Annotated in this window: 12 protein-coding genes; 5 read left to right on the top strand and 7 right to left on the bottom strand. The window is 42.1% G+C overall.

The features are described from left to right. The 5 genes from ACT3ID_RS03325 to ACT3ID_RS03305 form a co-directional block, all read right to left on the bottom strand. Window positions 1-410 (bottom strand): FGGY family carbohydrate kinase (locus ACT3ID_RS03325; RefSeq protein ID WP_491540557.1); only part of this gene is annotated, 410 nt, incomplete at its 3' end. A gap of 148 nt (window positions 411-558) precedes the next feature. Further along, the gene (locus tag ACT3ID_RS03320) at window positions 559-1,341 is read right to left on the bottom strand and encodes a GntR family transcriptional regulator (RefSeq protein ID WP_491540556.1); all 783 of its coding nucleotides are present in this window, start codon (window positions 1,339-1,341) and stop codon (window positions 559-561) included. Window positions 1,342-1,833: 492 nt separating this feature from the next. Beyond that, window positions 1,834-2,070 (bottom strand): YgaP family membrane protein, encoded by a 237-nt coding sequence (locus tag ACT3ID_RS03315; protein WP_491540555.1) that lies wholly within the window; start codon window positions 2,068-2,070, stop codon window positions 1,834-1,836. 33 nt (window positions 2,071-2,103) lie between these two features. After that, window positions 2,104-2,490, bottom strand: a complete 387-nt coding sequence (locus ACT3ID_RS03310) for a YybH family protein (protein WP_491540554.1) — start codon at window positions 2,488-2,490, stop codon at window positions 2,104-2,106. 330 nt (window positions 2,491-2,820) lie between these two features. Next, window positions 2,821-4,443 (bottom strand): bifunctional aminoglycoside phosphotransferase/ATP-binding protein, encoded by a 1,623-nt coding sequence (locus ACT3ID_RS03305; protein WP_491540553.1) that lies wholly within the window; start codon window positions 4,441-4,443, stop codon window positions 2,821-2,823. A gap of 229 nt (window positions 4,444-4,672) precedes the next feature. Here ACT3ID_RS03305 and ACT3ID_RS03300 point away from each other — a divergent pair, with 229 nt between their 5' ends. After that, window positions 4,673-5,596: a DUF4412 domain-containing protein gene (locus tag ACT3ID_RS03300; protein WP_491540552.1), complete on the top strand. Its 924-nt coding sequence runs from the start codon at window positions 4,673-4,675 to the stop codon at window positions 5,594-5,596. Between the two features lie 93 nt (window positions 5,597-5,689). After that, entirely contained in the window at window positions 5,690-6,031 is a 342-nt protein-coding gene (locus tag ACT3ID_RS03295) for a DUF3127 domain-containing protein (protein WP_491540551.1), read from the top strand. 12 nt (window positions 6,032-6,043) lie between these two features. Here the strand turns inward: ACT3ID_RS03295 and ACT3ID_RS03290 are convergent, their stop codons facing one another. Continuing rightward, window positions 6,044-6,232 (bottom strand): hypothetical protein, encoded by a 189-nt coding sequence (locus tag ACT3ID_RS03290; protein WP_491540550.1) that lies wholly within the window; start codon window positions 6,230-6,232, stop codon window positions 6,044-6,046. A gap of 926 nt (window positions 6,233-7,158) precedes the next feature. Between ACT3ID_RS03290 and ACT3ID_RS03285 the strand changes: the two genes are divergently transcribed. The 3 genes from ACT3ID_RS03285 (at window position 7,159) to solA (ending at window position 9,692) form a co-directional block, all read left to right on the top strand. Further along, window positions 7,159-7,554, top strand: a complete 396-nt coding sequence (locus tag ACT3ID_RS03285; protein WP_491540549.1) for a DUF805 domain-containing protein — start codon at window positions 7,159-7,161, stop codon at window positions 7,552-7,554. 306 nt (window positions 7,555-7,860) lie between these two features. Then, window positions 7,861-8,526, top strand: coding sequence for a VOC family protein (locus tag ACT3ID_RS03280; protein WP_491540548.1), 666 nt, complete (start codon window positions 7,861-7,863; stop codon window positions 8,524-8,526). A 26-nt stretch (window positions 8,527-8,552) separates the two neighbouring features. Continuing rightward, window positions 8,553-9,692 carry an N-methyl-L-tryptophan oxidase gene (solA, locus tag ACT3ID_RS03275; protein ID WP_491540547.1) on the top strand — a complete coding sequence of 380 codons (1,140 nt, stop codon included), beginning with the start codon at window positions 8,553-8,555 and terminating at the stop codon, window positions 9,690-9,692. Window positions 9,693-9,702: 10 nt separating this feature from the next. Here the strand turns inward: solA and ACT3ID_RS03270 are convergent, their stop codons facing one another. Continuing rightward, entirely contained in the window at window positions 9,703-11,145 is a 1,443-nt protein-coding gene (locus ACT3ID_RS03270; protein WP_491540546.1) for an amidohydrolase family protein, read from the bottom strand. Window positions 11,146-11,339: the final 194 nt, after the last annotated feature.

Genomic DNA, 11,339 nt, shown 5'->3' with positions numbered 1-11,339 from the left:
AAATAGGCGTCGATGATCAGGCCGGTCTTCTCCCGGATTTTCCCGATCAGTCCATCTTGTTGCTTGAGCTGGTCGCAGAAGTCGGACGTCCGACGATCCTGCCAGACGATGGCATTGTAGATCGGGGTGCCCGTGGCCCGGTCCCAAAGCAGGGTCGTCTCCCGCTGGTTGGTGATGCCGATGCCGGCAATATCGGCCCAGCTGAGCCCGAGCTCCGAAATCGCCTCGGCGGCCACGCTCGACTGGCTCGACCATATCTTGTTGCCGTCGTGCTCGACCCACCCCGGCTGCGGGTAGATCTGCTGGAACTCCTTCTGGGCCGAAGACCGAATGTCTCCTGCTTTGTCAAACACAATCGCCCGCGAACTGGTGGTCCCCTGGTCTAATGCTAGAATATATTTATTATCCATTTTATCTACTCATATTGTTGTATAGTTGTATATACATCTTATGAAAATCCTCAGTCCTATTCAAGGAATAAAAAACAGTAATGTAACACGCGGAAAATTTACACCGTGGAGAAATGCATAGTGCCTTACTTAATCTCTTCAGACGCAGTTACCAACTCTGATCTTCAAGTCCCAGGGGCACTCCTTGATTATCATGATATTGATCGTAAGGCTTGGTTGTGGTAGCAAAATTTATTCGATCACTTCTATACAAATCTTTTGAATACTGGAAGAAATTATCTCTCTTGGTTTTAATCAGCCGTTTCATAAGCAGAAGCGGATCGCCCACATTGGCATTTAGCAATTTAGCCTCTGATTCATTAGCACTGACTGCTGATATTTTTTGCTTAGCTTCGCCCAGACGCACGTTCGTATATTTATATAACAATTTATAAATAGAATTTGCCTCAAGGTCCATATCATATATAGGCTCAAACAAACTATGATCGAAGTATGACCTTTCAATAATTAAAGGCTCGTCATCTCCATATCTAACCCGGACAATTTGAACAACCTTATCTTCTTCCCCAATTCCCATATAATTCGCAAGACTAGAAGGAGGGACAATAATCTCTTTTTTTATCACTTTGGCTGCAGGCTTAATACCATTCTTTTTCATCAGCTCTGTAAAGCCCATAAGCCTATTTGATTCCTGCTCAATCTTTGGTTCCGTGACAAAAGTGCCTCTGCCCTGTTCTCGTACAAGATAACCTTGTTGTATTAATAGTTTTACAGCTTCTCGTATAGTCCCCCGGCTTACATCAAATTTCTCTACCAGTTCTGTATCACTATAAAACCTATCAAACTCTTCAAATTTACCGCTTCTAATCTGCTCTAAGAGTTTTTCATAGATCTGATAATACTTTGGGATAGGCTCTGCTAATTCATCCATTTGAATTAAGCTCTAAGAATTAATAATTATTAAAAATGTCAGCGATAAGGTATCGAACTATTTTAAACAGCGTATGAACATCTCAACAGTCTTAGATATTTATTTTAAACAAATTACAACTATATAATTAACAATATATTTTAAACTTATGGAAATCAGCATATAAGCTTTCCAGGAAATGAGCAAGTTATAAAGCTTTAAAGTCGGTTCTCAGGCCTACTATATAATTTACTGATCTTTAAATCCACAAAGATTGCTGAACACCTGTCAAGAATTGCGGGATACCGATTTTCTCCCTCCCATCTGTGTTATAGCTTACCAGTATTCCATCATCAGTAATCAGTGCTATTCGATCCCGGAAAAGCATTTCAGCCAACGATAACCACTGGGAATTAAATCCAATGCCTCAAAACAAGGAGTCATAGCTGCGTACCATTCCCACCACCTCACTATTTGAGGAAAACAGTTAAAAATCCTGTAAATTTCTAACTCTTAAAGCTTAGAACTTTTTGGTGTTGCAGGTTTTGCATCCGCCATAACTTTGTCGAGAATATAATACACAGGACAGAATCCGGTAAACAGGCTGGAAATCTGTAACACTGCTACTACTCCCGCCAGATACAACCACTGTATACTTACTGTTACAGCAAGTACTATACTTAAAAGGTAGATAGCTCCTACAATTCCATCGTGGATATTGACTTTACTTTGCGATCTTTTCGGTTCCATAATGATAGTCTTTTTTTGTTTTAAAGTTTTTAATTACTGAGCAGAACGATTACTGTTAAAAATATCTCGGTGAAGTTTCCACTCTCCGTTTTCACGTTTCCAAATCACGATATATTTTGCGTTATCGAGAACTTCTCCGTTTTCTCCATACAATTTAGCGGTACTCACTTCGTTTGCCGTATCACCGAACTGCTCCACTTCTCCGGTTGTCAGCTCAATCTCTTTTATTCCACTATCCATAGTACCCTGCCAGAACTCTTTAATAGCTTCCTTACCTTTCACTTCATTGGCATTGGGTGGAAGTATGGACCCTTCTCTGCTATAGAGATCAGCCATTCCTGCGGCATCTTGCTTCTTATAGATACTCATGAATTGTTCATTTTGCTTATTGATGATGTCTCTTATGTTTTGATCAGCCATAGCTTCCTCTTTTATTAAAATTGCACGATTCAGTTTTTAACAAGATGCTGAATTTTTTTCTTTACTTTTCTATGTGTCTTTCAACATCCTGACAGTGAGGCAATAGCTAACCCAATAGATATGGATTGCTCTCTCTCTTTGAGATAAATTAATAATAAAGAAACTTATCTCGAATTTTTATTTGCTTAAGATATTATTTTTTAACCCTTTATCGGTTGATAGAGTCCTGCGTAGAACTCCGTCAGCTATCAGCTACTTATTATAACGATTGCTGCTTATAACTGAATGCTAAAACCTGCAGGACAGATAATGCCCAAATTTATGGGGACGCTAATCTCTCAACATATGTTTAACATTTAAATCAACAAATGAGAGATATAATGACTCCAATGTCTCTTTGCGCGAGCGATCGGTGTTAATTCGGATCAGGTGATCAGTATCTATTTCATCAGGCGGACTGTAGGCACCGCTGAGTTTTTTAAAATCCTCGAAGCGTGCATCCGAGACAACCTCTTCTTGATCATCGCGCTCTTTCAGCCGCTTAGTGATCGTCTCGTCCGAAGCATCTGCCTCAATAAAAATATAGTTGCACCCAATATCCGTCAGTCTCTCTGCAAGTTTTACTCTGTCTCCTCTATTGCTGAATGTCGCATCTAAAATCACACTTTTCGCCAGCTCTAAATTATTTTCCGCTTCTTCCTGAAGTTTACCATACGTTTTCTTTGACATTTCATATGAATAAAGCTCGTCACGCTGTGATTCCGGCGTCCGCTCGTGCAGCGATAAACCAGCTATTGTTTTACGAATAATATCCGACGAATATCGCTCAACATTCAATGTGTCAGCAAAATGCTTAGAAAGAGTACTTTTGCCAGTCCCCACACGTCCCATAAATAACAGAGCTGTAGGATGGGATCCCAATAGAGCATATCTCAGAGAGAGATCAAAATAGTGCTTGGCCAATTCAGCCGCTTTCTGCCGCTCTTCTTTTGATATCTCTTCTTCCGTACTCTGCAGGCTTTTAACCTTACCCTTTACATAGGCGCGGTAACATTTATAAAAATCGATAATGCGGGGCAGGTCGGGATCATCCAGCTTATTGGCCATCTGATCAATAAAATAGCGCTCTTCCTGCCAGCGATCGGCAAAGTCCAAATCCATCGCCAAATACGCAAGATCAACGGCCAGATCCCCATATCGAAAACGCTCGTTGAACTCTATACAATCGTAGATACGGACTTTTTGGGGCGTTATGTGGATATGATCCAAGTGCAGATCCCCATGTCCATCTATAATCCTTTTTTCCTCAATCCGTTTTTCAAACAACTGGCGATGCTCTTCGAAATACTTATTGGTAAACTTGCGGATCGCTTTAAAAGCACTGGCATCAATTGTCTGACCAATAAACTCCTCGGTTTGGCTGAAGTTTTCATCCGTATTAACGCGGATGTTTTCAATCTCTCCCCATTTCAAGACTTCTTCATCGGGATCCTGATCATTATAAAAATCGGCCAGCTTGTCGGCCACACGATCTAGATGTTCCTTCTTCAACTTGTTCTCTTCAATATAGTGATGCAGAAAATATTCTTCCGGCAGCTTGCGCATCTTAACGGCATACTCAACTGTTTCTCCTGAATCATCTTCAGGCTCCAGTACCAGCTGATCTCCCTGCCGAACAATCGGCACCGCACCAATGTAAATACCTTCACAGAGCCGGCGATTCAGAGTAACTTCCCGTTCGCATAATTTGTGACGCTTTTCGAGTGTGCTGTAATCCAGAAAACCGAAATCAACCGGTTTTTTAAGCTTATAGACAAACGGCGGAGCAATAAATACGTGCGAAATATGCGTCTGTATATGCTCAATATTATCTGTTTGATGGGGATAGGATTCCGGGTGCTCCAGAAATGCCAGCACCTCATTCAAATCAGTATTTAGCATCTGTTGACTCATAATAGCATGGGTTATTTAAAATACTGTCACAAAGTTGACACGCAACCTCTTTCTATTAAACATGTATTTCTAAAAGATAATTTATCCTGCTTTTTCAGAATTTAATACAAACAGCTCAAAAATATTTTTTCTGGCCTTTACTCTTCTTGATTTATTAATCAAAATATTTCGTAGATTATACTTTATTGCAATAACAGGGAGACATTTAAACAATAAGTGGAGAGTAACAATGAAATTTTTTATCACAATTCTTACGGTTGGACTTCTGTCCACCATATTCAGCATAGACGCCGAAGCACAGATCTTAAATCGATTAAAGAAAAATGCCCAAGACGCCGCAGAGCGTAAAGCAGAAGAAAAGATAAGCGAACGAGTTGAAAGAGCGGCCGAGCAGATGGTCGAACGCTCGTGGAATTCCATTTTTGGTCAGCTGCCGGAAGACAGCACCTCAGGCTTTGCCCTTCCCTTCTCTATGAGCAGTGATGTCACTACCGAAGAGGAGTATTTTTTTAATACGATAACAACCATGGAAATACAGACCATTAACAAAAACGGTGAATCCGAGCCACCGCTTGTCATGAAAATGCATTTTAATGATGATGCCATGTATACCGGAACAAAATTCGAGGGCGAAGAAATGGACAATGAGCAGGGTGATCTGTTTCTTATCTATGATTTTCACAACTCCGCCATGCTGATGCTCATGGAAAACGAAGAGGACAAATTTTCTTTTGCCTATAAATGGGATCAGGCATATGCCGACTCAGTAGAAACTTCAGAGGATGTTGATTGGGACGAGGTTGATGAATGGCAGAATTACAAAAAAATTGGCACAAAAAACATTCTCGGCTATGAATGCGACGGATACCGATCCGAAACAGAAAATGAAAATGTTGAAATATGGCTCAGCCGCGATGTGGATTACGGGATGAATAATTTATTCCAGGCTAATGCTAACGCCAAGCAATTACAAGGCAAAATTCCGGAAGATTATCCGCAGGGTATGCTCATGGAGATGAAAGCCGAAAATATGGAAAATGAGGAGACCGTTGTCATGAAGACCATCGACATTAAAAAAGGTGCCAACGTAACATATAACATGGGTGATTATCCTACTATGAGCCTGGGATTAAAAGCTGAAGAAAAGCAGTAAAACGAAGTATTTTTATTGATATAATTCTCCAGCATTCCTATTCTGACAAAATGTTAAAACGAACTCTCTGATACCACGATACAACCAATTTTTATGGATTTAAAACTCAAAGGAAAAGTCGTTGAAATTCTCGAAGAGCAGTCGGGCACCGGCAAAAACGGTCCCTGGCGTAAACAGGATTTCATCCTCGAAACAAAGGAAAAATACCCAAAAAAAGTGTGCATAACCCAGTGGGGCGACAAGATTGATAAATTTGATATCAATGAAGGCGAAGAGCTAACAGTTTTCTTTAATATCCAAAGCCGTGAATACAAAGGAAACTGGTACACAGATGTGAAAGCCTGGAAAGTTGAAAGAGGAGATATTGATTCAGGCGAAGATCCTGAAGAACGAACATTTGATATGTCGGATATGGACCATGACGTACCGTTTTAATCTCAATCAAGATTAGATCACTTCCATAATCATATAAACAGCAAACGCGCCGCCCGAAACCATGAGCAGCAGTATGGTGTAAGCCTCAAATGCGCTGCTGCCATTCTTTTTCATGGAATCCACAAACTTTTTGACAGGACCTTTCCACAGCCATACCAAGAATAAACAGGCAAGTACAATTCCTATAATTAATAGTATCATCCGGTAACTAGCGCTCTTTCCTATCTGTATTCTGAATAAGGTAAATATAGCAAGGAGATAGCCTATTTTACAGCTTAATCACCAAATTACTTTCCCGATAAATACCTGAGAACGAAATCAAAACCTACACCAGTTTTTATCAAGACATTCAGACTTGGGCGCTGGTAAAGAACAACCCCATCTGGTCGCGTTCCTCTGGTGCGCGACCAATACGATTCGGCACAGAGCATTCAGGTAACAGGCTATAGTCCGAGCGGATGCACGAACTATTATAATAGATGTTTTTTATTCCAAAGCTCCTGTTTCAGAATGTTGTCAGCTCTTACTCATTATATTTCCAGTCGGTTGAACAGTGGAGGCAAGCTCTCTCAAAGCCTGAAGATAAATCATCAGGCTAAGAAGCAAAAAACCGAAGCTCACTTTAAGTGAGCTTTTTAATACTGTTCTTAGCCCACGAATTCATCCGTGGGTAGAAGTCAGATCCGGGCTGACTTGGACGGTCCATGAAACTCTCCTTCCAATTGATAATTGCATTCCCAAGCGGGGGCTTGGGAATAAGTTAAAATAAGGATTATTCAATCTCCCTGAATCCCTCTACTCCAAGAGGGATTTATAAAAGGCTCTCTATTGGATTAAGAGCTATCTTTAAACTCAAGAGTTCTCCTTGGAGAAGGAGGACAGGCCCTGTGGAATGCCACTAAAGTGGCCTCCCGATATCGGGAGATCCCACGAGGGCAGGAGGATTGACAGAAATTCAATTATTGACCTAATCTCCCTCATTCCGAAGCAGGTATAGTATCTTCGCTATCTTTGCACTTTTCCGCTATTCTATTAAATTGCTGATAATAATTTGATTGGGGTACAATTTCAGTCTGTTAAAACGGGCTGTTCTTTAAACTAATATTAAGTTAGAATTAGGAGAGCTTATGAAATGGTATATCAAAGTATTAAAGCAATACGCAGATTTTAATGGCCGGGCTCGTCGAAAAGAGTACTGGATGTTCTTTTTGATTAATTTTCTTATCAGTTTTGCGATAGGATTTGTTTCAGGTTTTATAGCCGGGATAAATCCAGAGTCAACAATGGCATCTGCCACAATGGTTCTGCCTATAGCGTACACGCTGGCTGTTTTCATTCCAAGTATTGCAGTGGGGGTTCGCAGATTACATGATACCAACCGAAGCGGATGGTGGCTGCTTATAAGTCTTGTTCCAATTATTGGCTTTATAGTCTTGATCGTCTTTTTTGTGCAAGACAGCCAACCGGGATCCAATCAGTATGGCGAAAATCCTAAAGGAGTAGAATCACCAGCCGTGGCCTAGTTTCTACTTCTGCTGGAAGCACATAATTATTTTAAAATAAAACCGAGCCTGCTCATAGCAGCAGCTCGGTTTTTATTTTCAGGTAAAGAATTTCTCCCTCGTTTCAAATCCAGCTTCTTAGCCCACGGATTCATCCGTGGATAGAAGTCAGATCCGGGCTGGCTTGGACGGCCCATGAAACTCTCCTTCCAATTGGTAATTGCATTCCCAAGCAGGAGCTTGGGAATGAGTTAAAGGTGAAGCTTATATTTAATTAATAGTTAACAGCTATTTACTGATTTTATATCTTAGAATATTCAACCAAAGTTGAACTCGACATCATCCCGACCGATGACTGCTGTAGAACTCGATCATATTGTCCTAGCTGCCAAAACACTGTCGCAGGGTAACCAGTATATACAGAACAAACTGGGTGTTTATCCCACTGCCGGTGGACAACATCCCGGGCAGGGTACTCACAACAGTCTCCTGCGACTCGATAAAAAACGCTATCTCGAAATTATAGCCATCGATCCTGATGCCGATCGTCCGAAACATTCCTGCTGGTTCAACCTGGACGATCCGAAATTACAGGAACAGATAAGCACACAGCCGAAAATCGTTTCCTGGGTTGCTCGTACTACCGATCTCAATCAGTCACTTTCAGAAGCAACGTACAACCCCGGTCATCCGCGCCCTGCCAGCAGAGGTTCGCTGCAATGGAGGTTTACATTTTCTGATGATGGTGGCTTAATCAAGGATGGATTGCTACCCCATCTTATTGAATGGGAAACGGAGAGTCACCCATCCCGGCAACTGCCCCAACAGCAGGTATCCATTGATAACATTCAGGCGTTTCATCCGGATCCGGAGCTGATACAACAACATCTTAAATCGCTGAATCTGCATGAGACAATGTCGATAGAAAAAAGCAGCGAAAAATATCTCCAAATTACTTTAGATTGTCCAGCCGGAGAAATAACCTTAAACTAACTGGAACGGCGAATTAACAACAGCAAATGGATTCAAAATATGATGTAATCGTAATGGGAGTGGGAGCCATGGGCAGTGCAGCACTTTACGCACTGGCCAGCCGGGGTTACAAAGTATGCGGAGTTGAACAGTTTGGTATCGCCCACGCCAACGGAAGTTCTCACGGCGAAACCCGCCTGATACGAAAAGCCTATTTCGAACACCCAAATTATATATCGTTGCTTCACAAAGCCTATGACGAGTGGGAACAACTCAATGAAAAAAGCGGGCAACAGTTGTTCGTAAAAAATGGATTGTTGCTATCCGGGAAACCAAATTCGACACTTATCAAGGGGCTCCATGCCTGCTACTCCCAACACGATCTGCCCCACGAAAAACTGGGTCTTTTAGAAGCAGAAAACCGCTGGCCTCATATTAATCTTCCCCGAGAACATGAGATATTTTATGATCCTATTGCCGGTTACCTCCATGTAGAAAAAGCTATACAACAGCTTTGCCGCCTGTCTACTGATGCCGGTGCTACAATATTCGCACACGAAAAAGTCGTCAACTGGCAGGTAAAAGATGGCAGTTCTGTTACCGTGACCACAGATAAACGCACTCTAACTGCAGACCGGTTGATTATCACCTGTGGCGCCTGGGCAGCTGACCTGCTGCAATCCCTCAACATCAAACTGGATATCTGGCGCAAGATACTCTACTGGTATGATGCTCCGGATCTCACGCCCTTTCGAACCGGCACATTTCCGAGCTTTTTTATTGAAAACGCAGAAGGCGGATTTTATGGATTTCCGGCCATCAACTCCGCGGGTGCTAAGATTGGTGAACACTACCATAAAGAATTTATATCCCATCCGGATGAGCTGAATCGGAAAGTACAGGAGGATGAAGACGCGCTCGTTTCGAATTTTGTCTCCCAAACATTTTCCGGCCTCAACACAACTCCCAACAAATCAGTGGTCTGTATGTACACTATGTCGGAGGATGAAAATTTTATTATTGATCACCATCCCCAGCATAGCCAAGTGGTAATTGCCACAGGATTTTCGGGACACGGGTTTAAATTCGCGCCGGTAGTCGGACATATACTGGCAGATTTATCCTTAGAAGGTACTACCGACTACCCGATAGATTTTTTGCGTCTTAATAGATTTGAATCCGGATAAGGGAATGCAGCTATTTCTTAAGCTCATCAGCAATCTCCAGCAGTTCGGGATATTTAAACCAATCTTCAGTTTCAGAATCGCTGCCGGGTCCTATTTTCCCTTCTACCTGTTCTAATAATTTTTTGGGATCATATACCTGCCCCGATTTCATTACCAGCTGAATATTTCTTGTATTGGTAATATCCTCCAGCGGATTTCCCTTAACAACATAAAGATCAGCCAGCTTTCCTGTCTTGATAGATCCCAACAGGCTCCCCTTTCCCAGCGCATTTGCACTGTTCAGTGTACCAGCTTTAATGGCTGCTTCTTCCGGTAATCCGGCCATAACCATCGTATGCATCTCGCGATGCGCACTAAATCCAGCCAAAAAATAACCATGACTCGGGGCATCAGTGCCAAGCGTAATCAAGTCTCCACCTCCGGCTTCATAAAAGGCTTTCGTCGATCGTTTCATCGCATCATAAAGTCCATCCATCAGCTCGCTGGCCTCCTGTTCTTCGCGGGGAGGAAGTTGCTCACGTACATAATCGGTAAAGAGTGAGCGCTCATCCTTCCAATAGTCAAAACCATCTTTGAGCGTGGTAAAAAAGACGGGGGCAATAATGGTGCCGTCAAAATAAACATTGTGATCCAGGAAGTACTGCACCGTCTTCTTAAAATCGGTCGAAGCGGTATCCACTTTATTCCAGACAGGATAGGCGGATTTCGTGGAATCCAAAACAAAACCTCCCAAGATATGTTCTACGCGATCGATACCGTGATCAATAGCCGTAATCGAATTAGTTGTGTTGCGATATCCCGATCCCAGGTGCCCTGCAACAGTAAGTCCATGCTGGTGAGCACGATCTATCAGATACTTTATCGTTTCGGGATCTCCCCCTTTGGTTTTAAATCCATCCACGCCAAATTCAGCCCAGTAATCTACTTGTTCAAAAATTTCTTCTTTGGAATAATCTTCCCAATCGGGACGCGCCGTGCCAAAATAGGGTCCGGAGGCCCAAAAACGCGGCCCTTGCCATTCACCTGAATTGATCAGTCTTTTGGCGGCCATTTCCATATAAGGATAGTACACGCCGTTGCTGAACGTGGAAGTTACGCCATTTGCCAGATAAACCAGCGCGTTGTATTTAAACTCGTCAATTTCTTCAAGCTCTTCCGAGCCAAACGCATCAATACGGTAGTGGGCATGCACATCCACAATGCCGGGCAAAACGTATTCATCATCATCCAGTTCAATAACTTCATAGTTACCCCTTTCCGATGGTGCTTCTCCGACTGCATAAAATCGTCCGCCGTGCACCAGGATACCCTCATTTTGCACCATTTTCCCTGAATGGACATCAAAATAGGATCCTCCTTTTATATACGTTGGATTAGATTGGGCCTGTCCATCTTGTGTAAAACCGGATATCCCAAATATCAGGCAAAGCAAAAATATAGTATAATATCTCATATCATCTTTTCCTTTTAGACATTAAAAAGACTATCATCCTATCCGTCAGCAAATAGAGTCTATTGAACAAATTTTGCAACAGATGCTGAAACAAGTTCAGCATGACATGGCAGAGTTTAAAAATTCCTTTTGCCAGATAAAGTTCTGCTTCTAATAAAATAAAAACCCGGCCAACAACGAACCGGGTTTTCATA

Source organism: Fodinibius sp. GM108 (assembly GCF_058386985.1).
The sequence above is the reverse complement of the archived record's forward strand: the minus strand, read 5'-3'. Positions and strand labels throughout refer to the sequence as shown.

What these genes read in the sequence shown, in the direction of transcription:
- ACT3ID_RS03310 (WP_491540554.1), bottom strand. Translation starts at nt 2,490, where the DNA reads ATGGCTGATCAAAACATAAGAGACATCATCAATAAGCAAAATGAACAA.
- ACT3ID_RS03285 (WP_491540549.1), top strand. Translation starts at nt 7,159, where the DNA reads ATGAAATGGTATATCAAAGTATTAAAGCAATACGCAGATTTTAATGGC.
- ACT3ID_RS03270 (WP_491540546.1), bottom strand. Translation starts at nt 11,145, where the DNA reads ATGAGATATTATACTATATTTTTGCTTTGCCTGATATTTGGGATATCC.
- ACT3ID_RS03295 (WP_491540551.1), top strand. Translation starts at nt 5,690, where the DNA reads ATGGATTTAAAACTCAAAGGAAAAGTCGTTGAAATTCTCGAAGAGCAG.
- solA (WP_491540547.1), top strand. Translation starts at nt 8,553, where the DNA reads ATGGATTCAAAATATGATGTAATCGTAATGGGAGTGGGAGCCATGGGC.
- ACT3ID_RS03315 (WP_491540555.1), bottom strand. Translation starts at nt 2,070, where the DNA reads ATGGAACCGAAAAGATCGCAAAGTAAAGTCAATATCCACGATGGAATT.
- ACT3ID_RS03290 (WP_491540550.1), bottom strand. Translation starts at nt 6,232, where the DNA reads ATGATACTATTAATTATAGGAATTGTACTTGCCTGTTTATTCTTGGTA.
- ACT3ID_RS03320 (WP_491540556.1), bottom strand. Translation starts at nt 1,341, where the DNA reads ATGGATGAATTAGCAGAGCCTATCCCAAAGTATTATCAGATCTATGAA.
- ACT3ID_RS03305 (WP_491540553.1), bottom strand. Translation starts at nt 4,443, where the DNA reads ATGAGTCAACAGATGCTAAATACTGATTTGAATGAGGTGCTGGCATTT.
- ACT3ID_RS03300 (WP_491540552.1), top strand. Translation starts at nt 4,673, where the DNA reads ATGAAATTTTTTATCACAATTCTTACGGTTGGACTTCTGTCCACCATA.